23 protein-coding genes are annotated in these 26,028 nt (G+C 65.9%); 9 read left to right on the forward strand and 14 right to left on the reverse strand.

Features of this window, described 5'->3' with window-relative positions; genetic code table 11:
- Positions 1 to 88: 88 nt before the first annotated feature.
- On the forward strand, positions 89 to 1,228 hold the full coding sequence (locus C8J98_RS18190; protein WP_107914645.1) for an acyltransferase: 1,140 nt from the start codon (positions 89 to 91) through the stop codon (positions 1,226 to 1,228).
- 98 nt (positions 1,229 to 1,326) lie between these two features.
- Here the strand turns inward: C8J98_RS18190 and grxD are convergent, their stop codons facing one another.
- From grxD to C8J98_RS18210, 4 genes are all read right to left on the reverse strand, one after another.
- Positions 1,327 to 2,250 carry a Grx4 family monothiol glutaredoxin gene (gene grxD, locus C8J98_RS18195; RefSeq protein ID WP_107914647.1) on the reverse strand — a complete coding sequence of 308 codons (924 nt, stop codon included), beginning with the start codon at positions 2,248 to 2,250 and terminating at the stop codon, positions 1,327 to 1,329.
- 71 nt (positions 2,251 to 2,321) lie between these two features.
- Positions 2,322 to 3,191 carry a UDP-2,3-diacylglucosamine diphosphatase gene (locus C8J98_RS18200; protein ID WP_107914648.1) on the reverse strand — a complete coding sequence of 290 codons (870 nt, stop codon included), beginning with the start codon at positions 3,189 to 3,191 and terminating at the stop codon, positions 2,322 to 2,324.
- 196 nt (positions 3,192 to 3,387) lie between these two features.
- Positions 3,388 to 4,002: an SGNH/GDSL hydrolase family protein gene (locus tag C8J98_RS18205; protein WP_107914650.1), complete on the reverse strand. Its 615-nt coding sequence runs from the start codon at positions 4,000 to 4,002 to the stop codon at positions 3,388 to 3,390.
- Positions 4,003 to 4,005: 3 nt separating this feature from the next.
- Positions 4,006 to 5,250 carry an aminotransferase class I/II-fold pyridoxal phosphate-dependent enzyme gene (locus C8J98_RS18210; RefSeq protein ID WP_107914652.1) on the reverse strand — a complete coding sequence of 415 codons (1,245 nt, stop codon included), beginning with the start codon at positions 5,248 to 5,250 and terminating at the stop codon, positions 4,006 to 4,008.
- 119 nt (positions 5,251 to 5,369) lie between these two features.
- Here C8J98_RS18210 and rsgA point away from each other — a divergent pair, with 119 nt between their 5' ends.
- Together rsgA and C8J98_RS18220 are read left to right on the forward strand one after the other, a co-directional pair.
- Entirely contained in the window at positions 5,370 to 6,425 is a 1,056-nt protein-coding gene (rsgA, locus tag C8J98_RS18215) for a ribosome small subunit-dependent GTPase A (protein ID WP_107914733.1), read from the forward strand.
- Between the two features lie 83 nt (positions 6,426 to 6,508).
- Positions 6,509 to 9,049: an autotransporter outer membrane beta-barrel domain-containing protein gene (locus C8J98_RS18220; RefSeq protein ID WP_107914654.1), complete on the forward strand. Its 2,541-nt coding sequence runs from the start codon at positions 6,509 to 6,511 to the stop codon at positions 9,047 to 9,049.
- 24 nt (positions 9,050 to 9,073) lie between these two features.
- Here the strand turns inward: C8J98_RS18220 and C8J98_RS18225 are convergent, their stop codons facing one another.
- The 4 genes from C8J98_RS18225 to C8J98_RS18240 all read right to left on the reverse strand — a co-directional run bounded on the left by C8J98_RS18225 (position 9,074) and on the right by C8J98_RS18240 (position 13,635).
- Positions 9,074 to 10,090, reverse strand: coding sequence for a spore coat U domain-containing protein (locus C8J98_RS18225; protein WP_107914656.1), 1,017 nt, complete (start codon positions 10,088 to 10,090; stop codon positions 9,074 to 9,076).
- On the reverse strand, positions 10,087 to 12,444 hold the full coding sequence (locus C8J98_RS18230) for a fimbria/pilus outer membrane usher protein (protein WP_107914658.1): 2,358 nt from the start codon (positions 12,442 to 12,444) through the stop codon (positions 10,087 to 10,089). The genes C8J98_RS18225 and C8J98_RS18230 overlap by 4 nt, the downstream gene beginning before the upstream one ends.
- Positions 12,395 to 13,069: a molecular chaperone gene (locus C8J98_RS18235; protein ID WP_199229952.1), complete on the reverse strand. Its 675-nt coding sequence runs from the start codon at positions 13,067 to 13,069 to the stop codon at positions 12,395 to 12,397. The genes C8J98_RS18230 and C8J98_RS18235 overlap by 50 nt, the downstream gene beginning before the upstream one ends.
- A 62-nt stretch (positions 13,070 to 13,131) precedes the next feature.
- Complete coding sequence (locus C8J98_RS18240) at positions 13,132 to 13,635, reverse strand: spore coat U domain-containing protein (RefSeq protein ID WP_107914660.1); 504 nt, start codon at positions 13,633 to 13,635, stop codon at positions 13,132 to 13,134.
- Positions 13,636 to 13,946: 311 nt separating this feature from the next.
- Here C8J98_RS18240 and C8J98_RS18245 point away from each other — a divergent pair, with 311 nt between their 5' ends.
- From C8J98_RS18245 to C8J98_RS18260, 4 genes are read left to right on the forward strand one after another with little or no spacing between them, the layout of a single operon-like run.
- The gene (locus C8J98_RS18245) at positions 13,947 to 14,141 is read left to right on the forward strand and encodes a helix-turn-helix transcriptional regulator (protein WP_107914662.1); all 195 of its coding nucleotides are present in this window, start codon (positions 13,947 to 13,949) and stop codon (positions 14,139 to 14,141) included.
- A gap of 4 nt (positions 14,142 to 14,145) precedes the next feature.
- Positions 14,146 to 15,714: an alpha/beta hydrolase gene (locus C8J98_RS18250; protein ID WP_107914664.1), complete on the forward strand. Its 1,569-nt coding sequence runs from the start codon at positions 14,146 to 14,148 to the stop codon at positions 15,712 to 15,714.
- A complete protein-coding gene (locus tag C8J98_RS18255; RefSeq protein WP_107914666.1) occupies positions 15,711 to 16,445 on the forward strand; it encodes an ATP-binding cassette domain-containing protein in 735 nt (244 codons plus the stop codon). The genes C8J98_RS18250 and C8J98_RS18255 overlap by 4 nt, the downstream gene beginning before the upstream one ends.
- A complete protein-coding gene (locus tag C8J98_RS18260) occupies positions 16,442 to 17,617 on the forward strand; it encodes an ABC transporter permease (protein WP_107914668.1) in 1,176 nt (391 codons plus the stop codon). Before C8J98_RS18255 ends, C8J98_RS18260 begins: the two co-directional genes overlap by 4 nt.
- A gap of 12 nt (positions 17,618 to 17,629) precedes the next feature.
- Here C8J98_RS18260 and C8J98_RS18265 read toward each other — a convergent pair whose 3' ends face one another.
- Positions 17,630 to 19,744, reverse strand: a complete 2,115-nt coding sequence (locus C8J98_RS18265) for a TonB-dependent receptor (RefSeq protein ID WP_107914737.1) — start codon at positions 19,742 to 19,744, stop codon at positions 17,630 to 17,632.
- A gap of 287 nt (positions 19,745 to 20,031) precedes the next feature.
- On the opposite strand from C8J98_RS18265, the gene C8J98_RS18270 reads away from it, so the two are divergent.
- A complete protein-coding gene (locus tag C8J98_RS18270) occupies positions 20,032 to 20,883 on the forward strand; it encodes a class I SAM-dependent methyltransferase (protein WP_199229953.1) in 852 nt (283 codons plus the stop codon).
- A gap of 1 nt (position 20,884) precedes the next feature.
- A complete protein-coding gene (locus tag C8J98_RS18275) occupies positions 20,885 to 21,433 on the forward strand; it encodes a pseudouridine synthase (protein ID WP_107914670.1) in 549 nt (182 codons plus the stop codon).
- Between the two features lie 116 nt (positions 21,434 to 21,549).
- Here C8J98_RS18275 and dgoD read toward each other — a convergent pair whose 3' ends face one another.
- The 5 genes from dgoD to araH are packed head-to-tail and all read right to left on the reverse strand — an operon-like array spanning position 21,550 to position 26,026.
- Positions 21,550 to 22,701 (reverse strand): galactonate dehydratase, encoded by a 1,152-nt coding sequence (gene dgoD / locus C8J98_RS18280; protein WP_107914672.1) that lies wholly within the window; start codon positions 22,699 to 22,701, stop codon positions 21,550 to 21,552.
- 2 nt (positions 22,702 to 22,703) lie between these two features.
- Positions 22,704 to 23,315: a 2-dehydro-3-deoxy-6-phosphogalactonate aldolase gene (locus tag C8J98_RS18285; protein WP_107914674.1), complete on the reverse strand. Its 612-nt coding sequence runs from the start codon at positions 23,313 to 23,315 to the stop codon at positions 22,704 to 22,706.
- A 1-nt stretch (position 23,316) separates the two neighbouring features.
- Positions 23,317 to 24,129 carry an SDR family oxidoreductase gene (locus tag C8J98_RS18290; protein ID WP_107914676.1) on the reverse strand — a complete coding sequence of 271 codons (813 nt, stop codon included), beginning with the start codon at positions 24,127 to 24,129 and terminating at the stop codon, positions 23,317 to 23,319.
- Positions 24,126 to 25,022 (reverse strand): SMP-30/gluconolactonase/LRE family protein, encoded by an 897-nt coding sequence (locus C8J98_RS18295; RefSeq protein ID WP_107914678.1) that lies wholly within the window; start codon positions 25,020 to 25,022, stop codon positions 24,126 to 24,128. Before C8J98_RS18295 ends, C8J98_RS18290 begins: the two co-directional genes overlap by 4 nt.
- Complete coding sequence (gene araH / locus C8J98_RS18300) at positions 25,022 to 26,026, reverse strand: L-arabinose ABC transporter permease AraH (protein WP_107914680.1); 1,005 nt, start codon at positions 26,024 to 26,026, stop codon at positions 25,022 to 25,024. The genes C8J98_RS18295 and araH overlap by 1 nt, the downstream gene beginning before the upstream one ends.
- Between the last annotated feature and the right edge of the window lie 2 nt (positions 26,027 to 26,028).

A 26,028-nucleotide genomic window follows, 5' to 3' on the forward strand; every position in this document is an offset into this window, starting at 1 on the left:
AACAGCGTGCCTCCGATTCGCCATCTTCTTGCCTCCCACGGCGCTCACCCATCGCGCACATTCACGCAGAACCACGCAAGGACCGCGCATGACCCGCCTCCCCGGACTCGACACCCTCCGCGCCGCCGCCATCTCATGGGTGCTCCTTTTCCATAGCTATCTTATCGGTGGCCTGGGGGATGGCTATGGCGTGCTGCAGTGGTCCGGCTGGATGGGCGTGGACCTGTTCTTCGTGCTCAGCGGATACCTGATCGGTACGCAAGTGTTCAAGGCCCTGAGCCGGACGGGGACGCTCGACTTCACTGCGTTCTACCAGCGCCGCTTTATTCGTATCCTGCCGGCATTCTTCGTCGTGCTGGCGCTGTACGAGCTGTGGCCCGCATGGTCCGAGTCGAAAGGCATGCAGCCGCTGTGGCAGTTCCTCACCTTCACGTTCAACCTCCAGTACGACAACGACGACAACTACGCGTTCTCGCATGTGTGGTCGCTCTGCGTTGAGGAACATTTCTATCTCGTGTTCCCCTTCCTCGCCTTCGCGCTGACGCGCAAGCCGGCCGCGTGGAAGTTCACCGCGGTGGCGTTGTCCGTCGTCGTAGGCGGCGTGCTGTTGCGCGCATGGCTGTGGACCCATCTGGTAGGCCCCAACGGTGGCTCGGTCGGCGGTCCCGACGACGACAGGGGCCTGAGGTACCTGCGCTATTTGTACTATCCGACCTGGGCGCGGCTCGATGGTCTCGTTGCAGGCGTCACGCTGGCCGCCTGTAGCGTTTATCGTCCCGCGTGGTTTGCGTGGGTCCGCGCGCGGGCGAACCTGCTGCTGGCCTCGGGCGTCACGCTATTGGCTGTTGCCATCGTTTTCTTCATGGACGGCGCGCGCAGCGACTTCTGGCCCTGCGTGGTCGGCTACCCGCTGGTCGCCCTGGCGATGATGGCCTTCGTCGCCGCCGGTAGCGGTGGCACGTGGTTTGCCCGCCTGAAGGTCCCCGGTGCGGGCTGGCTGGCATCGGCGTCGTACAGCATTTATCTCAGCCACAAGGGCGTGTTCATGCTGGTGCAGGCGGCGCTCGTCGGGCGGTTGGCGGAGCATGGGCTGTTGCGCTTCGCCATTTACGCCGCAGCGACGCTGGCGGGTGGGGCAGTCCTCCACTACGCCGTGGAGCGACCTTTCCTGCGTTGGCGGGACTCGCAAACGAAGACGGCGCCCGAAGGCGCCGTCTTGTCGAACTGATTGGAAACCTGAGCATGGTGTGGGAGCCGGCTATGCCGGTGATGGGGTTGAGGCAACCTGGTTATCGCCGCTGAAGCGGCTCCTACATAAAGCAGTTATCAGTAACGCGGTACGGTGGGATCTACTTCGCGCGACCATGCGTCCATGCCGCCTTCGACATTGAACAGCTGCGTGAAGCCGTGTGCGGCGAAGCGATCGGCGGCGGCGCGGCTGGAAACGCCGTGGTGGCAGATGAAGGCGATGGGGGCGTCCTTCGGCAGCTGGGCCAGTGCTTCGTAGCCTTCCTCTTCGAGGATGCGCGCACCGGCGAGCGGTGCGGCGATGGCGCGAGCGTGTGCCGGGCGCACGTCGACCAGGGTGATGTCGCCAGCGGCGAGGCGGTCCTTCAGCTGATGGACGTTGAGCGTGCCGATGTCGACGGCACCGGGAAACTTCAGGCTGAGGCCTTCGCCCTGCACCGTGGTGACCCAGTCGATGACCACGCCCTTGGCGCGCGCGGCGCTACCCGGATCGAAGTGGACTTCGATGCCGCTGGCAACCACGACGATGTCGAAATCGCCGGCGGGGGCAAGCTGGAATCCGGCGCTGTGATCCGGGCCGATCTCGAGGTGCAGCGCCATGCCCTGGGCATTGGCCATGCCGCCGCGAATGGCTTCGGCAGCCTTCTCGGTAATGGTGATTTCCGGCGGCGTGCGATCCGGCGCGCTGGCGCCGAACAGGGTGTAGAGCTCACCGCTGGTGTACATCTGGCGAATGATGTCCGAACCACCGACCAGCTCGCCCTTCACGTAGAGCTGCGGAATGGTCGGCCACTGGCCGTATTCCTTGATGCCCTCGCGGATTTCCGGATCTTCCAGCACGTTGACCGTGTGGTAGGTCGGGATGATGTCGTTGAGCGTGTTCGTCGCCGCGGCCGAGAAGCCGCACATCGGCTGCTGGCGCGTGCCCTTCATGAAGAGCACCACCTGGTGCTCGGCGAGGAGGGTTTCGATGCGCTCGCGGGTGGGTGTGTCGAGGGCCATGGGGTCACCGCGGAAAGAGAGGGGGCCATTTTACCGGCATCCGTGGCACATGGGCCCCCCTTGAGTCCGTTTCAACCCGCTAGCGACACTTCCGCCGTCAATTCCGTGAGATCGGCCCGGCAATCGGCCAGTGGAGCGAAGCCCAGTACGGCTTCTGGCGAGGGCATCACGGTCTCACGGCTGGCGCGACCCAGGTGGGTGCAGCGTTCGGTCCAGTGGATCAGCTCCATGGCGCCGCTGGCATCCTCGACCAGTGCGGTGCAGTGCTCTACCCAGTCACCGTCGTTCATGTACAGGATGCCGTCCAGCGAACGGATGTGGCCGAAATGGATGTGACCGCAGATGTGCCCATCGAAGCCGCGCTCACGGGCGTCGGAAGCCACCCGCTGTTCGTAGTCCCGGATGTATGCCAGAGCGGCGCCTACGTGCGACTTCAGGATGATCGACAGCGGCATGTACGGTAGCTCGAGGCGCTTGCGCACGGCATGCACACGACGGTTCGCCCAGCAGATGAAGCGATGCAGGTTGTCGCCCAGCCAGGCTATCCAACTGCGGCCGATGTGCTCGGGATCGTATTCGTCGCCGTGGCTTACCCGGTAGCGGCGGCCGTCGGCACCTTCGTGGACCGCGTCCAGCTCGACCCGGATGCCCGCGATGGTCGAGCCGGCGAGGCCGCGCATCTGAAAGTCGTGGTTGCCCGGAAGGTAGATCACCTCGATGCCTTTCGCAGCCATCGCGATGAGCTCAGCGATGACCGCACTGTGGTCGGCATGCCACCAGTGGCGTTTGGCGAGCGCCTCCAGGTCGACGATATCGCCGACCAGGTAAAGCCGCTCGCAATCCAGGTGCTTGAGGAAGTCGAGGAGATAGGCGGCCTTGCAGTCCGGCGTGCCCAGATGCACGTCGGAGATGAAAGCGCTGCGGCACGAGAGCTTGGCCATGACGTCGGTTTCCCGGGTTGTCCCGGGATGTCAGTGTCGGCCTGGCAGGTAACCGGGCCGTGGCGGGGGTGTTTCAGGTGTGTTGCGGTCCGGGGCCGGGTTGGCCGGTGCTGGCGCACCGGATCGCCGATGAATCGGCTCCCACACAAAGCAGGGCGAGGCGGCGGGCTCTTTGTGGGAGCCGATTCATCGGCGATCAGCGATGAAGTTCCCTCAACGCCGCCTGTGCCTCAGGCAAGATCACGTCCACCCACATCGCATACTGTGCGGCGGACGGGTGCAGCCCGTCATCGACCAGCATCTCAGGCCGCGCACCAGCTACCCGCGAGGCCGGCGTCACGTCAGCCCATCGCGCATGGGCGCGGACCGCTTCGTCATGCGCAACGGCGTTGAAGGTGTCGATTTCGCTGCCGATCGCCGCGTGGTCACGACCCTTGGCAAAGGCGGTGATCCCCCAGTCGGGAATCGACACCACGATGACCCGGCGTGAATCGCCGGCCAGCGCGATAGCGCGCTCGAGCAGCGCGAGGAACTGCTCGCGATACTCGCTGGCGGAACGGCCGCGATACTGGTTGTTCACCCCGATCAGCAGGGTCACCAGGCCGAAGTTGCCGTGCAGGCGCGCCTCGTCCATCGCGGCGGACAATTCGTCGGTCGTCCAGCCGGTGGTGGCGATGATCCGCGGATCGCCGACCGTGACCCCGCGCTCGCGCAGGCGCGCGACCAGTTGCACAGGCCACCGTCCCTCCACCGGCACGCCTTCGCCGATGGTGTACGAGTCGCCGAGGGCGAGGTAGGTGGCTTCCGCCATGGCTCAGGCGACCGCGCTGGTCGCGGGAGCGGCCTCGTCGGCCATCCGGGTGAGTACGCGGTCCATGCGGACGAACACTTCGGCGAGCTGGGCCGGTTCGGGCAAGAGCGTCAGGCGCAGGTGACGACTTGCCGAGAGATTGAAGCTGGTGCCGGGAACGACGAGCACGCTCTCTTCCTCGAGCAGGCGGAGGGCGAAGGCGGTGTCGTCGAAATGCGCGATCGCATCCGCACGGATCTGCGGGAAGGCGTAGATCGCACCGCCGGGGGCGACCACGTCGAGGAAGGGGCTGGCGGCGACACAGTCGAGCACCGTCTGCCGCGCCTGGTATAGCCGCCCGCCAGGCGAGGTAAGGGCGCCGATGGTCGGTTTGTCGAGCAAGGCGGGGCGCACGGCCCACTGCGCGGTCACGTTGGCGCACAGGCGCAAGGCGGCGAGCAGCTGGAGGGCATCGCGATACTCCGCGGTGCGACGCGGGTCGCCCGAGAGGCTCATCCAGCCAACGCGATAGCCGCAGGCCCGGTGCACTTTCGACAGTCCGCCAAAGCTCACGCAAGGATGGTCACCGGCGATGGCCGCCAGCGGCTGGAACGGGGTGTCGTCGTACAGGATCTCGTCGTAGATCTCGTCGCAGAGCAGTAGCAGGCCGTGGCGCCGGGCCACGTCGACGATGCGTTCCAGGAGGGCCTTCGGATAGACGGCACCCGTGGGGTTGTTCGGATTGATCAACACCAGGGCGCGGGTGCGCGAGCCGATCAGGGCCTCGATTTCGTCCGGGTCGGGCAGGTGAGCGTTCTCGGCCAGGCAGCGGTAGTAGCGTGGGCTGCCGTCGTTGAGGATGGTCGCGGCGCTCCACAGCGGGTAGTCCGGGCTGGGCAGCAGCACCTCGTCACCGGGCTGGAGCAGGGCGCGCAGGGAAATGTCGATGAGCTCGCTCACGCCGTTGCCGATGAACACGCGCTCCACGTCGATGCCGACCGAACCACGGGCTTTCTGCTGGGCGACGATGGTCTCGCGGGCCTCTTCCAGGCCCTGTTCGTGGCCGTAAGCCTCGCTATCGGTCAGGTGGGCGCCGATCGCCTCGCGCAGGTGCGATGGGGTGGCGAAGCCGTAGCGGCCCGGGTTGCCGATGTTGAGCTTGATGATCGGCTGGCCGGCCGCTTCCATGTCGCGGGCACGCCGGGTGAGGGCGCCGCGGATTTCGTAGCGCACTTCCGCCAGGTGCGCGCTGGGCTTGATCGAGGACACGTGCAGGACTTCCGGTGCATGCCGCCGGGCGCGTTCCCGGCGGTCGTCATCCGATCGTAACAGCGTACGAAGGGCCTCGCGAGGCGGAAAGCGGCACGGAAGCGGGCATAATCGCGGCCATGACCGACTCATCGGACCTGGCGCGCCTGCGCCATATCGGCTGGCGCGACCCCGCCCTGCCCGACGATCCACGCCGCCTCGCCCGCGTCGTGGCACAGCATCGTGCCGGCTACGAGGTGCACGACGGCTCGGTCGCGTTCAATGCGCAGCCCGCCGGACACTTCCTCAAGCGTGGCCTCGATCCTTCGCTGCGGCCATCGGTGGGCGACTTCGTCCTCCTCGACCATGCCAACCATCCGGTGATCGAAGAGGTGCTGCCGCGGCGTTCCGTCCTGACGCGCGCCGCGGCCGGTGAGCGTTACGAGCGCCAGATCATCGCCACCAACATCGACTACGTGCTGGTGATCACCGGCCTGGACGGTGACTTCAACCCGTCGCGAATCGAACGCTACCTCACGCTTGTCGAAGGCTCTGGCGCGCGGCCGGTCGTGTTGTTGAGCAAGGCCGACACTGAAGTGGATGTCGAGGGAGCCGTCAACGCCCTGCGCGCAAGGCTGCCCGATGAGGCGGCGGTGCATGCGATCAACGCAAAAGACCCGAGCACGGTCGCCCTCCTGGCCGGATACCTCGGGCCAGGATCGAGCGCCGTGCTGGTGGGTTCGTCCGGCGCGGGCAAGTCGACGCTGACCAATACCCTGCTTGGCGAAGATCGCATGGCCACCGCCGCGGTGCGCACGCACGACAGCCGCGGCAGGCATACAACGACACACCGGGCATTGCTCAGCTTGCCAACGGGCGGATGTCTGATCGATACGCCGGGAATGCGCGAGCTGAAACTCACCGGCGAAGAGAACCTCGATCTGTTCGCCGACATCGAAACACTGGCCTCGCAGTGTCGATTCGCCGATTGCGGACACAGCAACGAACCCGGATGCGCCATCCAGGCCGCGTTGTCTTCCGGTGAACTTTCGCCGCAGCGCTGGCGCAACTACCTCAAGCTGCACGACGAGCGCGAAGAGCAGGCCGCCACGCTGGAAGCACGCCTGAAACGCAAGGCGGGGCCGAAGCCCGTCGCCAAGCCGAAGCGTGGCGAGTGGCGTCGCGGCGACAGCTGACTCCCGGCGCGACGAGTCCCGACATACGTAGCCCCAGCCGATAACTAACGTGCGTTCCTCATCGACGAAACGAGGAAGGCATCATGGCTGTGTGTTCGTACGGGCGCAGCGCGCTCGCCCTGGCGTTGTTCGGCACCCTGGCCGTTCCGGCGCAGGGCACCGATTATCCCCATAGCATCCTCGTCGATGCCGGTGGCGCCTTCTCGCTGGACCGTGGCGACAGGATCACGATCGCCGGGCCCGGTGTCGGGCGCGCTGTCGAGGTAAGGAAGCGCGGTTCGTTCGACGCATACGGCGTGGACATCGTCAATCGCAGTTCGGGCAACCGGACGCGCCACGCCTACGGGCTGCTCGCCTTTGGCGAGGCGAGTGCCCTCGTCGGCGACAGCCGCATCGTCGGCAGTGGCGCGAGGTCAATCGGTGTACATGCCCAGGACGTTTCCAGGGTCACCCTCCAGAACGTCACGCTGGGTATGAGTGCGGCCGACAGCATCGGCATCTCTTCGCGATCGGGCAGCCGGGTCACAACGAACAACGTCACCTTGCGCGTGGACGGCGAGAACTCCATCGGTGTCATTGCCGCAGGCACGGACAGTCGCATCGTCGGTTCGGAACTCTCGATCGTCCATGCGGGAAAGCACAGCGATGTGGGTGCGGCATTTGATGTCGCCGAAGCCATGGCCATCAGTGGCGGCGCGAATGTCGAGCTTAACAAAAGCTCTCTGCTGTCGGAGCAGCCCGGCGTAGATGCGGTATCGATCCAGGGTGTCACCTCGACATTCACCGCAGGCGACACGCGCATCGTTGCCCAAGGCGACGGTGCATCTGCTATCGCCCTTGCCGGTGGCGTTGTGAGCATCGACGGCGGTGAAGTACGTGGTGCCGGCCACGCGATCCGCGCCGTGAAGGGGAGCCCGGGAGACGTCGCGGTAAAGGTGAGCGGTGGCGCGACGATCACCGGTCGCATCGAGAACGCGGATCAGCTCCTGACCTTCTCCGCGCAGAACAGCAGCGTGCATGGAGATATCGTGAGCACCGGAAGCGGCCCGCTGCGCATCCGGCTGGATAACGCGTCCTGGCGCGGCCGTGGCGAGCGCGTTACCGAGCTCGTCGTCGCCGATGGCTCCTGGAAGGCAATGGGTGACAGTTCGGTGCAACACCTCACATTGCTCGGGCGTGGTCAGATTGCCTTCGATGAAAACGCGCTCCCCGGCAGCTTCCACGTCGGTACATTCGTCAACCCGGGCGGAGAGGGCGGCATAACGTTGAGGAGCCGGCTGGATGCCGGTGGACCGCCCAACAGCCAGTCCACGGACCGACTGCTTGTTGCTGGCGACGTCATCGGATCCACCCGCCTGGACATCGTCAACACCGGTGGTGCGGGTGCGGACACCTCGCCCCTCACGCGCGAACCGCAGGCAGGCGACGGTATCAGCGTCGTGCAGGTCGGTGGGAGTGCACACGCTGACTCGTTCCATCTTGCGGGCGGGTATCTGGCCGCAGGTCCGTGGCAGTACAGCCTGGTCGCCTACGCACCGGGCTCGTCCGACGCCGGGCAGCGATTGCTCGACGGCGAAGGCAACGACCACTGGGACTATCGCCTGCAGAGCAATCGCACCGATGCATCCGGCAAGCGCGTGAACGACGATGTTGCGACGCGTGAACGGGCGGCACCGACGCGGGCCCGGCTGGTGCCTCAGGCGCCTGCCTACCTCGTACTTGCCAATGCACTGTTCGGTTATGGGCGAGCGTCGATGGACGCGTGGCATCCGCTGGAACCGGCCGCTGCGCGGGATCCCGCATGGCGTGTCCGCACGTTCGGTGGCAACGCGATCTACCGAAGCGACCTGCCTTTCCAGCGCTACGCCGTGGATTACACACGATCGGACCGTGGCCTGCAGGTGGCTGGCGACCTGCTGGCCTGGTCCTCGGGCGCGACGACCATGCGTGCGGGGCTGGGTCTATCCACCGGCTCGATGCGCGTCGCACCGCGCGCCATCGATGGCGTGAGTCGCGCAAAGGCCGACGCACGCGGCGTGGCGGCGACCTACGTGTTGAATACCGGAGGCGGCTGGCATGCGAATGTGTCGTATGGCTACACGCACTATCGCATCGACGTGAACACGCTCCTGCACGGCGAGGTGCTCGGTCGGTTTCGTGCGAATGCCCATGAAGCCTCGGTCGGTGGCGGCTTTCGCTGGGATCCGGTCGAGCGTTTCACTCTCGAACCCGTGGCCTCGCTGTTGTGGCAGCGCCTGCGCTTCGTCAGCGCCACGGACCGCGATGGCCTCCTTGTTCGCCCGGGTGCACCCGCCCGCCTGACCTTCCGCGGTGGCGCGCGAGCATCCATGCGATTCGAGCCTCGTGGCGATGTGATCACCGCCTGGTCTCCATACATGGACACGCGCTACGTCGTGACCCGCGGGTCGGGCGAATCGATTGACGTGTCCGGCGTCCGCCTGGCCACAGGCAAGGCGGGCAGGGCCGCGGAGCTCGCTGCGGGCGCCGCGCTGCAGTTTCGCCACGACCTCACGGCGTACATCGATGTCACGGCGCGTACGCGCCTCGGCCGCGGCGGCGAGTCCGGCACGGGCGCCCGCGCCGGCGTGATCTACCAGTTCTGAGGAGGGGCTAGGGGAGGTGACCGGTCAGTAGGTGACGGTCACCATGATGATATCGCTATAGGTGGCCGCCTTGACGGCGGCCTGCGCCGGAACGCGGCCGTAGACCGTCATCGTCTGTTCGCTACCGGAGCCGGTGCCTGTTGCCGTGTCGGTGTTCAGCGTGCTTCCCCAGTGAAGCGTGCGCTGAGAGTCACGATAGAGGTCGTAGGAGACAAACCCGGTACCGGACGACATTCGTCGTGTGCCGCCCGATGCGTTCTGTCCGTCATCCAGCCCGACCTGATACGCCGCGCGGTTGGTGCAGGTCATGCGCACAAGGGACGTCTTATCGGTGGCTGTCTTCAGTAACCCGGGCACGCTGCCAAAGTCCAGGTCGGTCGCCGTGCCCACCGTGCACTTCGCGGCCACGGAGGCTGTGACGCCCACGGAGGACGCGGCCACCGTGATCGGGCCCCCTGTGCCACCGGACTGGCAGGTCGCCGGCGCTACGCCAATGCTCAGCAAGGCCTCGTTGTAGCTGTAGGTCAGCGCGTTACTCGTGAGTGAACTTGCCAGGGTCGCGGCGTAGCTGCCGGGCGAGAGGTTGGATTGCAGGGCCGGTACGCGGCCATAAATGGTCAGGTTGCCGGATACCGCCGCGCCGTTGGAGAGAATGCCAATGGTCATGTTGAAGGTTCGCGCGGTATACGTGGCATTGGCAATCGTGCCCCAGGCTGTCGTGTGCGTCGAGTCCTTGTAGAGCTGGTACTGCATGCGATCGCCACTTGGGTCGATCATCGTGCGCGGCGAGAGACTGCCGAGATCGTCCGCGCCAAGACTCGCGCAGGCGGTGACATACGTTCCGAAGAGCGCACCCAGCAGCCCGTTGTACGTGCAGCTGTAGTTGAGCGTCGCCGTGGTATCGACAAAGGTTCCCGTCGGGTCGACGGTGCCGAAGGCCACGTTGGTGATGCTGGTCACCGTGCACGTCGTTGTTGCTTGCGCGCGTGGCGCTCCGCACAGCGCGGCCAGGGTCATGAACAAGAGTGCCAGCCATTTCATGGTTCCGTCGTCCGGCAGACCAGGGGACCGATCTGCGGAAGATTGCGCGCGCTGGCAGGGTAGGTGAGCGACGTGCCGCAGTGACGGCCGTCGGGGAGACTGACCTGCAGCGCCGTGCTCCCATGGAGATTGTCGAGGTAGACCATGCCGTCGTAACCGACATAGGCGGGCGGACCGTTACCGGTGTCGACCAGCGAGCCCACGGGCAACGGTGCGCCTTTCTCGTCGACCAGGATCGCGGAAGCCGCTTGCACGCGCTTCACCGGAAAGCGTACGACCACGCCCGAGCGGTCGGAAGGCGCGACGATGCTCTCCACGCGCTGCACGCGATCGTCGGCGGGCAGATCGAGCGGATCGATGGCGAGACGGTTGTCCTGATAGGCGTTGAGCCGCGACACCAGGAGTAGTCCGTTGCTGTCGGTGACTCCCGTGCGCCGGTTCTCCAGCAGCACCGGGATATCCGCCGACCCTTCGGTGCTGACCAGGGCGAAGGCGTCGTCGATGCGACGCGCGGCAAAGGCGTGGCCACCCATCAGCACGACGGCGCCGTTCGCGTCCGCATACGCATACGACGAGGGCCCGACGTTGCTTGCGCCCACGGTCAGCTGCCCGCGATTTCCGAGCCAGCCCAGTTCGCCAAGACCCCCTCCATCACTCCCGCTGCGTCCCTGCACGTGCCAGCCGAAACCACCATCGCCGTCGATCGGCCGGCTCGCGTCCACGGTGGCAAAGGTCTGGTCACGATCGCGCTGGACCGCGACACTCCACGTCGTGCGCGGATCGAGCGACACGGTGACACCGAGGAAGATGCTTCGGTCACTGGATTGGTCGAGGTTCTGGTTGTAGCTGAGGTTGACCGTTACGCCGCGCCCAAGATTTCGCAGCACGTACAACCCCGCATACCGCGAGGAGGACTGCCCCGCATAGCGCAGCCGGACGAAGTTCGCCCCGAAACTGGATTCACGCACGTTGAAGCCGATCAACGCGCGATCGCTGGCACGGGGTGGCGGCGACCCATAGTTGGATGCGACGTCACGGTAGCTCGCGTCGCCGCGCAAGGTGTCCAGCGACGCATTCACGTAACGGCCGGTCCACGCGTAGCCGAACCCGTACTGTGAACCGCCACCCCGGGCAGCCGCAAGCGACGCATTGAGTACGCTGGCCCCTGCGGGATTCCATACGGCGCCCACGCCGGCCGTACCGCGTCCGTCGCCCGCCTCGGCGTGAGTCTCCAAGGTCAGGTTGTCGCTCACGCCGTGCCGCCACGTGGCGCTTCCGATCGGCGCGTTGCCGTACTCGAACGATTCGATGCCGTACGCCTCGCGCACCGTACCCAGTTCCACGGACCAGTCGTCGAGACCGGCGCGTAGCAACTGACGTGCGGAATAGAAGGGGAAGGTGACGGTGCTACTACGACCCAGTGCATCGGTAAGGACGACCTGGGCCTGTCCGGACTGGTCCACACCCGGCACGGCGGTAAGCTGGAAGGGCCCGGCCGGTATCCGTCCGTTGTACTGGCGTATCCCGTCGACATACAGTTCGACGGCGGAGGGAGCGGTAGCCTGGCCAAAAAATTGCGGAAGCGGTGTGGTGATGCGATAGGGCTGCAACGCGAAATCGGTGCCGAAGCCGATGCCGCCGATGCGCGTCGCGCGCGTCCACGAAAGATAGCCGGTGAACGTGTCGCCGATCGTCAGGGCCAGCGACTGCGCAGGGAAGGCCAGGCGCCACTGTGTGTCCAGACGCACCGTATCACCTTGCCAGCCCTGTCCGGGCGCCTGATAACGGCGCGTGAGTTCTGTCGAGCTCAGGACGCCGAGGCCGTCGCTGAAAGCACGTAGTTCGGTCAACGCGCTGACATTGCCAAGCCCGCCGCCTTCGGCCGCGTAGATGTCGTAGTTGAGCAGGACGCCGGTGCCGCTTGTGGGTGGTGTGGCGCTGCGCTCGGCCTTGTTGAGGACCTGCCGTGGCAGGTTGAGCTGGTCGAGCGGGGCATCCACGGTGACGCGCTGCTGGCCAACGTCATAGGTGTAGTGAAGTCCGGGCATGTCGGGAAGGCACCGCTCATCGTCGCCCGGCGGCAGCACGAAGCCAAGGCCGCGCAGGTCGGCGGCCGTCGCGCAGAGCGCGTCGCCGCGACGGGTAAAATGGACGAGGCGCTCGGTCGCGCTGCCGTTGATCACGACTTCAAGGTAGAGGTCCTCGCCGACAAGACGTTCGCGCGGCTGCACGGTCGCCGGTGGCGGAACGGGGGCGGCGTCCTTGGCGAAGGTGTGCATGGCGGCGGCGTCCAGCACGAGGAGGCTAGCGGCCGTCCGTGTCCACGACCAGCGTCGACTCGGACGTTTCACCATTGATCCTCGCCTTCACCGCGCCACCCGCATGCGAGGCGCCTTGCGGCAGATGCCAGCTCATGGTGCTGCCGGGCAGCGCGTAGCCCACCAGCCCGGCGAGCAGAACCGCGTGCTGCCCCTTGGCACCGTGCCAGACAACGTCCGCGATCTGCGCATGGCCATTGCCCGCATTGCTCACGCGTAACATCGGGCCGTCGGGTGAGTTGTCCCAACTTGCCTGCAGCGCCGTTCGCACGGGAGGGTCGCCCGCGGGAGTCAGGAAGACAGGTACTGAATAGCGCAGGACGAACTTCAGCCCCGGATGACCGCCCGCATCGATCGGCAGCTCGTCGACGATGACGCGGTATGACGCCTCGGTTGCCGGGGGCGCAGGCACCTGCCGGATGACGCGAACCATCTGTCGGTCGCCCGGAGCGATGGTGACCATGGGCGGGCTTACCACCAGGTCGCGCGAGGGTTCGAGCACGTCCTTCCCTTCCACCTGCGACCAGCGGAAAACACGCACCTGGGCGTGTACCGGTTCGCTGCCCGTATTGGTCAGCCACAGCGCATCCGCTTGCGCGGCACTGGACAGCCTCAAGCCGATCGGCGAAACCTGCAGTCCGCTCGCTGCTGCGAGGGGCACGAAAAGGGCTCCTGCGGCCAGCGCGCAGGCGATTGCCACGCGTCGCGGCCACGGGCACACCGTCAGTACGTGATCGTGGCGGTGATGACGTCGGCGTAGCTTCCGGCCGCGAAGTTCGTGTTCGGTACACGACCATAGACCGGCACGGTCTGCACGGTGCCCGTACCGGTGGCGGCATAGACATTCCCGCCGGTACCCGTGGTGCTGCCCCAGATGTCGGCCGCCGTGCGCGTGGCGTTCCGATAGAGCTGGTAGGGAACGAGCGCGGTGCCGCTGCTCATCTTCCGGGTGTTCGCGTCGGTACCGTTCTGCCCATTGTCCAGGGAGATCGTGTACGGAGCGCTCGGCGTGCAGTTAACGTTGAGGGCGCCCTGGTTATCGACGTTGGTCGCCGTCGACGGTTGCGTACCGAAGTTCACATCGGTCGGTGCGGTGGTGCTGATGTCGCAGGCGGCCGTGATGGTGATGCGGACATTGAAGGTCGTGGTGGCGGTCGCCGCCTGCGCGGCGCCCGAGGCGATACCGAGACCGACCAGTGCGGAACTGGCGAACAGACGGAATTTCATGGTGGATCTCCAGTGACGTGTATCCGTCGGTTGCAAGGATCGGGGACGGGGAACCGTCACACGTGTGAATTCCCGCGTGCGCTGCCGTAACGACTTAGCGATGCCGAATCAGCGCAGCGTTATGTCAAGGCTGCTTGACACACCCTCACGTTTCGGCTCACGATCATGTCAAGCGTGCTTGATACGTATCCCGACCATCTGGAGGTTCGTCATGCCGTACCGCGTCGCTTTTCGCCTCGCCGCGCTCGCTCTTGCCGCCTGCGCCATCAAGACGCACTGATTCGGGCAATGGCGATGCATGCCGTACACCGATGAAGAACAGTGTCCGCGAACTTCGTACCGCGTTCGGCTGGTCGCAGGCCGACCTCGGCGAGCGGCTCGACGTCTCCCGGCAGACGGTGAACGCGATCGAGACCGGCAAGTACGATCCCAGTCTGCCGCTCGCCTTCAGGATCGCGAAGCTCTTCGCGCTTTCCATCGAATCCATTTTCACGCCCGAGGACTGATGGCATGAAACGCGTACAACGTATCGCCATCATCGTGATCATCGTCGCGGGGGCCTTCGCGACCCGACAGCTCATGCGCAAGCCGGTCGCCGACGACACGGAAAAGCCAGTCGCCGCCGTCCCTGCGGCCACACGCCCCGCGCCACCGCGTGTGTGGAAGCTCGGCTCGCTCGTACTCCGCCCCTGCGAACTGGCCCAACCGCACTCGGGAACATCCGTGGCGGCGTGGTGCGCGCCATTCGAGGTGCCGGAGGATCGCGATCACCCGGAAGGCCGCCGGCTGAAGATGCGCCTCGCCCTCATTCGCAGCAGTGCGCAGGTGCCCGCGGAAGATATCGTTGCGTTCATCGCAGGTGGTCCGGGCCAGTCGGCGGCGGAAAGCTATCCGGCGATCGCGCCGGCCATGGCGCCATTGCTTGCCCATCGCAACGTGCTCCTGCTTGACCAGCGCGGCACGGGTGGCTCGCATCCGCTGAGCTGTCGCGACGAAGACGAACCCGGCGTGCCGGGCGGCGGTGGGGCATCGCACGGCTTCGACGCCGACGCGGTGCGCAAGGAAACCCACCACTGCCTCGACCAGCTCTCGCCGGTTGCCGACGTCCGTTTCTATACGACTACGGATGCCGTCGCCGACCTCGAAGACGCGCGGCGAGCCCTCGGTTCGCCGAAGTTCGACCTGCTCGGCGTCTCCTACGGCACGCGCGTCGCCCAGCAGTACGCCATGCGCCATCCCGAGGGTCTGCGTACGCTGATCCTCGACGGCATCGCGCCGAACCAGCTCGTACTCGGCGAGGACTTCGCGGTGAACCTCGACGCCGCGCTGAAAGCCCAGTTCGCCCGTTGCGATGCGGACAATGCCTGCCGCGCACGTTTCAGCGATCCCTACCAGACCCTTTTCCAGCTACGCGATGCACTGCGCGCCAACCCGCACAAGGTCAGCTTCCGCGATCCGCAGAACTACGCTTCCGTGCAGCGAGTGCTTAGCGAGCATGCATTGGCCACGGTGGTCCGCATGTTCGCCTACTCACCCGAAACCGCCGCCTTGCTGCCGCTGTCGATCGACGCCGCCGCGCACGGCGACGTCGGTCCCCTGTTGGGGCAGGCCAAACTGCTCACCGGCGACCTGGGCGACACCATGGACGGCGGCATGCAGTACTCGGTCATCTGTTCCGAAGACGCCGACCTGCTTACGTCGCGTCCGCAGGACAAGGACACCATCCTTGGCGACACCATGATCGAAGCGTTCCGCGCCGCCTGTTCGGTCTGGCCGCACGGCAAGCGCCCGGCGGATTTCCACCAGCCGGTGAAGAGCCAGGTGCCAGCGTTGCTGATGTCGGGCGAATTCGACCCGGTAACACCGCCGCGTTACGGCGAGGAGGTGCTCAAGGGCCTGCCCAATGGCCGCCACTTCGTGCTGAAGGGGCAGGGTCATAACGTGGTCGCGCGCGGTTGCATGCCGCGCCTGCTCGACCAGTTCATCGACACGGCGAACGCGAAGTCGCTCGACGCACGCTGCCTCGACCGTCTCGCGCCGCTGCCGGTGTTTGTCGGATTCAACGGAGCCACGCCATGATCGAAGTCAGGGACCTGTACAAGGCCTTCGGCGAGGTACGCGCCGTTAATGGCGTGAGCTTCACGGCCCGCGATGGCGAGATCACCGGCCTGCTCGGACCGAACGGTGCCGGCAAGACCACCACCTTGCGCATGCTCTACACCCTGATGAAGCCGGATTCAGGCCAGGTGCTCGTGGACGGTGTCGACGCCTATACGGATGCCCTCGCGGTGCGCCGCCGCCTCGGTGTGCTGCCGGACGCGCGGGGCCTCTACAAGCGGCTCACCGCAGCAGAGAACATCGACTATTTCGGCAAACTGCACGGCATGGAACCCACCCTCCTGGCGAGCCGCCGCGAGGCATTGATCGACGGACTGGAAATGCGCGACATCGCCTCGCGCCGCACCGAAGGGTTCTCGCAGGGGCAGCGCGTCAAGACGGCCATCGCCCGCGCCCTCGTGCACGATCCGCGCAATGTTCTTCTCGACGAGCCGACGAATGGCCTGGACGTCATGGCTACCCGCGCCATGCGTCGCTTCATGCGGCAACTGAAAGACGAAGGCCGCTGCGTGTTGTTCTCCAGCCACATCATGCAGGAGGTGGCTGCCCTCTGTGATCGCATCGTGGTGATCGCCCATGGCCGTGTGGTGGCCGATGAAACGCCGGCCGCGCTGTTGGCGCAGACTGGCCAGAGCAGTCTCGAGGACGCCTTCGTGAAGATCATCGGCACCGATGAGGGGCTCGCCGCATGAGCGCATTCACCGCGGTCTACTGGAAGGAAGTGCGCGAGAACCTGCGCGACCGGCGCACCCTTATCAATGCGCTGGTCACCGGCCCGCTGTTGGGACCGGTGATGTTCATCATGCTGATGAACGTGACGATCACCCGCGAGATCGCCAAGGCCGACCGGCTCATCGCCGTGCCGGTCATCGGTGCCGACCTGGCGCCGAACCTCGTCGCCGCGTTGAAAAGCGCCGGCATCGACGCGCGGCCCGCGCTGACCGATCCCGAAAACGCCGTGCGCGAGCAGCGCGCCGATATCGTGGTACGTGTCTCACCCGACTACGCGAAGGCCTGGAACAAGGGCCAGTCGGTGCAGGTAGAGCTGATCTACGACTCGTCACGACGCGATGCATCCACGCCGGTGATGCGCGTGCGCAGCGTCGTGGAGAGCTACGGCCGACGCGAGGGTGCCATGCGCCTGATCGCGAGGGGTCTGTCGCCGACCACGGCGTGGCCGGTGCAGGTCGCCGACCGTGACCAGGCTACCTCGCAGTCGCGTTCTGGCCTGATGTTCTCGTTCCTGCCGTACTTCTTCGTGCTCACCGTGTTCCTCGGCGGCATGTACCTGGCCATCGACCTGACCGCCGGTGAGCGCGAGCGGCAGTCGCTCGAACCCTTGTTCGTCAATCCGGTGCCGCGCTGGCAGATTCTCGCCGGTAAGCTCGCGGCGATCTGCACGTTCTCACTGGTCAGCCTGTTGCTGACCGTCGGCGCCTTCATGACGGCACCGTGGTTCATTCCCACCGAGAAGCTGGGCATCGCGCTGGACCTGGGCTGGCGCTTCAGCGGCCAGGTCATCGTGCTGATGCTGCCGCTGATCCTGTTGTTGGCCGCCCTGCAATCGCTGGTCTCGGCGTTCGCCAAAAGCTACCGCGAAGCGCAGACCTACCTGTCGATCCTGATGATCATTCCGATCCTGCCCAGTGTGTTGCTGTCGGTGATTCCGGTACGTGCCGAGCCTTGGATGTACGCGGTGCCACTGCTCGGCCAGAACCTTGGGATCGTGCAGTTGCTGCGCGGCGACGGCGTACCAGGCTGGCAGCTGGGGTTCTGTCTGGCCGGTGGCTTCGTTGCGGCGGCGTTGGCGGTATGGGCCGCCGCCATGCTCTACCGTTCCGAACGCCTTGCTATCTCTGGCTGATTCAAGGGCGCGTCATCGCCAGGTCAGATCCACGCCGACCAGGAAGCTACGCCCGGGCGCCGGCTCGTAATAGCGACCGTTGCCGTCGTTGACGATGACCGAGCCGATCACGTGCCGGTCGGCGAGGTTGTCGATGCGGGCAAACGTGTTCACCCGCCAGGGGCCCTGGTCGAATACATAGCCGCCGGACAGTCCGAACAACGCATACCCCGGCGCCGACTCGGTGCCGAGATCGTTGACGGAGGTCGCTCCCATCGTCTGTACATCCAGCCCGCCTTGCCATCCGCGATTGCCACCGTACTTCAGCGCCGCGTAGCCCGTGGAGCGCGGTGCGCCCGGAATGCGCGTGCCTGCGGGTACGGGTGTGTCCGGTGCGGCACAGCCTGTCGACACGCAGGTGAGGAACGGTGTGCGGAAGCTCGCCTGGAGATGCGTATACGAGGCGAGGAAGCGCAGCTCGTGCGCGATCTCGGTACTGAACGAGGCCTCGATGCCCTGCCGGCGTGAGCGGGCGATGTTCTGGTACGTGGTGCGCCCACCCACGTTCGTCGCGACCGCCAGCTCGTTGTCGCTGTCCGCGCGGAACACGGCGATACCCGCCTGCGTCCGATCAGTGGGCTGGAGCTTGATGCCGACCTCTTCGTTATGCGAACGAGACGGCTGCAGGTTGAAAGCGAGGCCGGGGCCATTGTCGGCACGGTAGCCGATCTCGGAGAAGGTCGGTGTCTCGAAGCCGCGGCCCCAGTTCGCATACACGTGCGCCCAGGACGTCGCGCGCCACAGCACGCCGAAGACCGGTGTGGTGGCGCTGTATGACTGCGTACCGCTGTCGTCGGGATTGCCGGTCACGATATAGCGGTCCGTCGAGCTGAAATGCACGTCGCTGTGTCGCACGCCGCCCATGAGGGTCCAGTCCTCGGCCACCCGCCAGGTCGCCTGGGCGTACTGGTCGAAGTCGAACACGCGGTCGATCTCGTCGCGGCGCAGGTCGCCACGCACGCCGAGGGTGTCGCCTTCGAAGTTGTTGTAGCCCATGCGATGCTGGTGCTGGTTGTCGTAGGCGATGCCTGCGGCGATCTCGAACGGCCGGCCGGCCAGGGTATCCCGCCAGGTCCAGCGGGCGTCGCCGCCACCGTACTGGCTGGTCAGGTCCACCACGCCGCCGGAGTTGCCCGGCTGCGACACCTGCGTCGCCTTGGGAATGGAAAGGTACTGGGTGATGTCGCGCTGGCCGTAGTAAGTCATCACGCGGAGGCTGTTGGCATCGTCGATGCGCTGGTCGTAGATCAGCCCAGCCTGTTGCTGATTGGCCGATTTGCGGGTGTCGAACGTGTCGGCTACGGATGCGACCTGTCGCGGGTTGGCTTGGTACTGGGCGCGCGTCAGGCCGAGTGGGTCCTGGGCGCCGGGGACATCGACCGTGTTGAGTACGAGCGTGAGCTTGCGGTCGTCGTCGATCTTCCAACCCAGCTTGGCGTTGCCGGATTCGCGCCGGGCCGCGCTGTGATCTCGGTAGCCGCTTGTACGGAAGTGGCTCAGGTCCACGTTGTAGTCGACCGGACCCTCGACCCCACGTGCGTTGACGGAGGCGCGAAAGTTGCCGTTACTGCCACCGGCGACGCCGAAGCGCAGCTCCGGCGGCTCGGTGCCGTCGGCGGTGAACAACTGCACCACGCCGTCCGAGGCGTTGCCATAGAGCGCGGAGAACGGTCCACGCAACACCTCCACACGATCGGCCGAGTCGAGGTTGAAGTGGGAGACCTGTCCCTGGCCGTCCGGCATCGTGGCCGGTATGCCGTCGGTGTAAAGGCGGATGCCGCGGATACCGAAGGTTGAACGCGCGCCGAAACCGCGGATGGATATCTGCTCGTCCTGCGCGTAGTTCTGCCGGTCGCGGGCGACGATGCCCGGGATGGTCTGTAACCGCTCTGAAAGATTGACGTCGAGACTGCCGTCGGGCGGCGTGGCCACCACGTTGATCGCCGCCGGAATGTCATACGGCGACTGGGCGGTACGCGTCGCGGTCACCACCACAGGCGCGAGCTTCGGCGCGTCCTGCGCGGCGATACCACCGGCAAGTGCGAAGAGCACGGCGCCGGTCAGGGGGCGTAGATAGGTGGATGTCATGCGGGGACCCTGCAGGAGATGCGACATGATGCTTATGAGAGTGTATGCGTTATCTCAAGGCGACAACTCGCCTCGCCCCTGTGGGAGCCGATTCATCGGCGATTGTGGGAGCCGCTTCAGCGGCGATCCCGCGGCAGCGGGCCAGGTTGTCGCGAGCACCCATCGCCGCTGAAGCGGCTCCCACAGGTCCATGCCATCCCACAGGTCCATGTCATCCCAGACGGCCATGTCATCCCACAGGCCTCGTGCTAGCCTTCCCACCCACATCCCCACACCCCGGTGACGCCATGAAGAAGCTCGCTTTCGCCTGCGCTGGATTGCTCGGTCTGACCGCTTCCTTTGCTTCCCTGGCCGCCGCCGGGGTGGACCAGCCGGCCCAGGCCACGCCACCGGCCAGCGCCGGTCAGCTCAGCGCTTCGCAGCTGGATAAGGCCGTTGCCGGTAGCTGGCGCTCGCCGGCGAACAAGGCGCGTGATCAGTATCGCCACCCGAAAGAAATGCTGACCTTCTTCGGCATCCGCCCGGATATGACAGTGATCGAGATCTGGCCGTCCGGCGGCTGGTTCACCGAGATCCTCGCGCCGTTCCTGCACGACAACGGCCACTACATCGGCGCGGTGGAACCCGGCTCGAAGAGCACGGCCGCGCTGCAGAAAAAGTTCTCCTTCGCGCCGGCGCAGTACGGCAACGCGAAGTTAGTCGAGGTCAACCACAAGGCGCCGGTCCTCGGTGCGCCGGGTTCGGCCGACATGGTGCTGACTTTCCGCAACGTGCATAACTGGGCGGCCGATGGAACCGCCGAGGCCATGTTCAAGTCGTTCTTCACCGTGCTCAAGCCGGGCGGCGTGCTGGGTGTGGAAGACCACCGTGCCGATGCGGGCAAGAAGCTCGACGAGGTAGTCAACTCCGGCTACCTGCCGACCGATTACGTGATCAAGCTCGCCACCGACGCGGGTTTCAAGCTCGATGCGCAGAGCGAAATCAACGCCAACCCCAAGGACGACCACAATCATCCGAAGGGCGTGTGGACGCTGCCGCCGACCTACGACATGGGCGAGACGGACAAGGCGAAGTGGACGGCCATCGGCGAGTCCGACCGCATGACCCTGCGCTTCGTGAAGCCCGCCACCGCGAAGTAAGGTGCTAGTCGCACTGAACAAGCCCTTCGGCGTGCTCTGCCAGTTCACCGACGAAGTCGGCCGGCGCACGCTGGCCGACTTCGTGCCGCAGAAGGGCATCTACGCGGCGGGGCGGCTGGATCACGACAGTGAAGGACTGCTTCTGCTGACCGACGACGGCAAGCTGCAGCATCGCCTTGCGGATCCGAAGCACAAGCAAGCGAAGACGTATGTGGTGCAGGTGGAGGGGGTTCCTACGGAGGAAGCGCTCGAACGCCTGCGCCGCGGCGTCACGCTCAACGACGGGCCGACGTTACCTGCGGGTGTGGAAGCGATCGGGGAACCCGATTGGCTATGGCCGCGCGATCCGCCTGTGCGCTTTCGCAAGACGGTGCCGGACGCGTGGCTACGCATCGTGCTTCGTGAGGGGCGCAATCGGCAGGTGCGGCGGATGACGGCGGCGGTTGGACTACCGACGCTGCGGTTGATCCGCGAGGCCGTGGGTGATCATGGCCTGGAGGGACTGGGGCTTGGTCAGGTGCGGATCATTGACCCTCAGACTTCCCGCTGACTGGCTATCGCCGCTGAAGCGGCTCCCACATGAGTCAGACCAAGCAGCCCTGTGGGAGCCGCTTCAGCGGCGATGCTCTTACGAGGCCTGTGGGAGCCGCTTCAGCGGCGATGCTCTTACCACTCGGCGACCGAGCCATCGGCATGCCGCCACAGCGGATTACGCCAGTCGGCAACGTCCCGGCTACGCTCGATCACCAGTTCCTCGTTCACCTCGATACCGAGGCCCGGCCCGGTAAACGGCTGCGCATAGCCGCCGTCGTCGAGCTTGAGCGCTTCCTTGTTGAGCACGTAGTCGAGCACCTCGCCACCCTTGTTGTAGTGGATGCCCATGCTCTGTTCCTGCAGCGTGGCATTCCAGCTGACAAAGTCCACATGCAGGCAGGCGGCGAGCGCGATGGGTCCGAGCGGGCAGTGCGGCGCGAGCGCCACGTCGTACGCTTCGGCCATCGCCGCGATCTTCACGCATTCGGTGATGCCACCGGCGTGCGAGAGATCCGGCTGCAGGATGGAGATGCCGCCGCGCTCGAGTACATGCTTGAATTCGTAGCGTGAGTACATGCGTTCGCCCGCCGCGATGGGAATCGAGGTCTGCTCGGCGATGCGCGGGTAGTACTCGGCCTGTTCGGCAAGCACGGGCTCTTCGATGAAGAGCGGACGGAAAGGCTCCAGCTCCTTCACCAGCACCTTGGCCATCGGCGCGGAGACGCGGCCGTGGAAATCCAGGCCGAACTCGATCGTGTTACCGAAGGCTTCGCGAATTTCGGCGACGCGCGCGACGGCGGCGTCGACGGCCTTGCTCGAAGCGATGATGCTCAGCTCCTCGCAGCCGTTCATCTTGAAGGTGTCGAATCCGTGCGCCATGCGCTCGCGGATCTGCGCGATGACATCGGCGGGGCGATCGCCGCCGACCCAGCAATAGGTCTTCATGCGGTCACGCACGCGGCCGCCCAGCAGTTCGAACACCGGGGCGTTCAGCACCTTGCCCTTGATATCCCATAGAGCCTGGTCGATGCCGGCGATGGCGCTCATGAACACCGCACCACCGCGATAGAAACCACCGCGATACATCGCCTGCCAGAGGTCGTTGATGCGCGAAGGATCCTTGCCGATGACGAACTCCGAGAGCTCCGACACGGCGGCCTCGACCGTGCGTGCACGGCCTTCGACCACCGGCTCGCCCCAGCCGACGACGCCCTCGTCGGTTTCGACCTTGAGGAACATCCAGCGGGGCGGGACACGGTAGGTGGTGAGCTTGGTGATCTTCATGGTCAGTTCGAGCGGTAGGCTTTGACGAAAGCGGCAGCCTGTTCGCGAGTACGCGAGACGGGCTGGCCGGGCTTGTAGAGGTCGCCGCCCAGGCCCGCACCGATACAGCCGGCATCGAGGAACTGGCCCAGGTTCTCGGGGGTAACCCCGCCCACGGCGAGCAAGGGCACGTCCGGTGGCAAGACGGCGCGGATCGCCTTGATGTACGAGGGACCGAGGTTCGACGACGGGAATAGCTTCAGCGACTGCGCGCCAGCGGCGAGCGCGGCAAAGGCCTCGCTCGGCGTCATGAAGCCGATCGCAGTGTAGAGCCCACGGCGGCGCGCCTGGCGGATCACATCGGGGTCGGTGTTCGGGGTGACCATGAGCGTGCCGCCGAGATCGGCGACCTGGTTGGCGAGGTCCGCGCTGAGCACCGTGCCTGCACCGACGAGCGCGCGATGGCCTGCCTGCTGTACTGCCAGCGGGATGCTGGTCTGCCAGTCCGGCGAGTTGAGCGGGATCTCTATCGCATCGAAACCCTCCTGAAGGAGGGCCTCGACGTGCTCGACGACATCTTCGGGCGTGATGCCACGCAGGATGGCGATGAGCGGTAGCGCGGTGGGCCAGGCCATATCAGTTCTCGTGGTAAAGCTGTGAGCGGCCGCCGTCGATTCGGATATCGGCGGCGTTGATGTAGCGTGCCTCGTCGGAGGCCAGGAACAACGCAGTGTAAGCGACCTCCTGCGGTTCGCCGATCCGCTTGTTCGGCAGGATATCCGTCTGGCGCTTCCGCTCCGCGACCGGATCCGCCGCGGCGGCGAAGCCGGCCTCGGCGATGGCGGTCAGGATAAGCCCCGGCGAGATCGAATTCACCCGGATGCCGCGGGCGGCATACTCGAGGCCCAGCGCCTTGGTCAGGCCGATCAGGCCATGCTTGGCGACAGGATAGGGAAAGCAGTGCGGAATGATCTTGTGGCCGTGCACCGAGGCGATGTTGATGATGCTGCCATGACCTACGTCGAGCATGCCCGGCAGGACGGCCCTGGCGCAGTTCCAGGCGCCCTTGAGGTCCACGTCGAAGCAACGCGTCCACTCGTCGTCGGTGAGCGAGAGGGGGTCGTTGAAGACGTTGATGCCGGCGTTGTTCACCAGGACGTCGGGCGGACCGAAGCGCTCCGTCGCCGCGGCGACCATGCGGGTGATCGCCGCGGGATCGGTCACGTCGGCCTCGAACAGCATGGCGTCGTCGGTGTCCAGGTCGGCCAGCGTGGCACGCGCCTGCGCATTGTCCTGAAGGACATTGAGGACCACTTTCGCGCCATGGGCGGCGAACAGTTTCGCCGTAGCCGCACCGATACCCTGGGTGGCGCCGGTGACGATGGCGATCTTGCCGGCAAGGCGCGGCAGCGGCGTGATGCGTGGATCGGCCTGTGTCCTGGCGTTCATGCGTTTGCTCCTTGTCCGTAACGGGCCTCAGGCAGCCCGCGTCCTCGCGCCGGCGTACCGATGAAGATAGCGCCATTCAGCGGTTCGGCGCCAACGACGGCAACGTCGAGGCCCTTGCTGGCCGAGGTGATGACCAAGCGGTCCAGCGTTGGGCCGACGAAGGCCACGCAGCTCGGTTGGCGTGCGGGCAGTTCAATCGTCAGGTCCACACGGCCGTCCGGCGCATAGCGGACGACCCGCGACCCGCCCCACTGGGCATTCCAGACGAAGCCCTCGGCGTCGACTGTCGAGCCATCGGGCTCGAGGCCTTTGTCGAGCTGGACGAACTCGCGGATGTGCTCCACCTCGCCGCTGGAGGCGTCATAGCGGCAGGCCATGATCTTCGCGGTCGGTGAGTCGGTGAAATACATGGTCGTGCCGTCGGGGCTGAAACAGATGCTGTTGGTGATGGCTGCCTTGGGCAGGGCGAGCCGGGCCAGCTTGCCTTCGCGCGAATAGCGCCAGAAGGAAGCGACCTGTTCGGGGCCGCGCTCGTTGAGCGTGCCGAAGATCAGGTTGCCACCGCGATCGCAGCGACCGTCATTGGCCCGCGTACCCGGCAACTCCGGCTCGATGTCCTCGAGGACTACGAGGGATTCGGTATCGCGGGTGTCGAGGCGGGCCAGCTGCTTCTCCAGCGCAAGCAGGAGTACGCCGGGCTCGTCGGTCAGCGCGAAACAGCACAGGCGCGCCGGCAACGCGGTCTCGGTCGTGGCACCCGTGGTCGGGTTGTACGCATACAGGCGCGAGGCGCCGATGTCGGTCCAGCGGACCAGGCCGGTCAGGTCGTCCCAGATCACGCCTTCGGCGTGGGCCTGTCGATGGGGGGATAGGGGAATGAAGGCGTCGGTCATCAGCGGGATTGCCTGCGGTTCTTGAGCTGGTCCACCAGCACCGCGATCAGCAGGATCGTGCCGCGGACCAGGTACTGGTAGAAGGCGTCGATGTTCATGAGGCTCATGGCATTTTGCACAGTCCCCATGATGAGGACGCCAACGAGCACACCGCTGATACTCGCACGGCCACCCATGAGCGACACGCCGCCCAGCACGCAGGCCGAAATCACGTTGAGCTCGAAGCCCTGGCCCGCGTTTGGCTGGCCGCTGGTCATGCGCGAGGCGAGGATGATGCCCGCCAGTGCGGCCACCAGGCCCTGGATCAGGAAGATGGCGATGCGTACGCGGTCGACCGAGACGCCGGCCAGACGTGCCGCGTCCGGATTGCCACCGATAGCCAGGGTGTTGCGGCCGTAAATCGTCTTGTTCAGCAGGATCCCGAAGACCACGAAGCAGACAAGGGTGACCCAGACCGGCACGGGAAGACCGAACAACTCGGCGCTGCCCAGGGTGAAGAAGGCTTCGCTGGTGACGCCGACCGCCTGGCCCTGCGAGGTGATGAAGGCCAGGCCGCGGACGATTTCCATGGTCGCCAGCGTGGTGATCAGCGCGTTGATATTGAGCTTGGCGATGACCACGCCGTTGACGAAGCCGATCAGCGCACCGGCGACCAGGCTGGCGGCGATGCCCAGCGCCACACTGCCGGTGGCGTTGGAGACGATGGCACAGCACACACCGGCGAAGGCCACGGTGGAGCCGACCGACAGATCGAAGTCACGCGAAGCCAGGCAGAACATCATCGTGCAGGAGACCATGCCGATCTGCGAGACCGACAGGGCCAGGCCAACGATGTTGTCCCATGAGAAGAAGTACTGCACCGTGGCGCTCAGCACGCCGAACAGCACGATGAAGATGCCGATCAGGCTGTAGTCGTCGACGACTCGCCAGAACATGGCGCGGCGGCGCGCGTCGGGCGTTTCGGCTTGCTTCGCGCCGATGGCGGCGGCGTTGGTCTCGGTCATGG

It is taken from the genome of Luteibacter sp. OK325 (assembly GCF_003050935.1).
Classification (GTDB): Bacteria; Pseudomonadota; Gammaproteobacteria; order Xanthomonadales; family Rhodanobacteraceae; genus Luteibacter.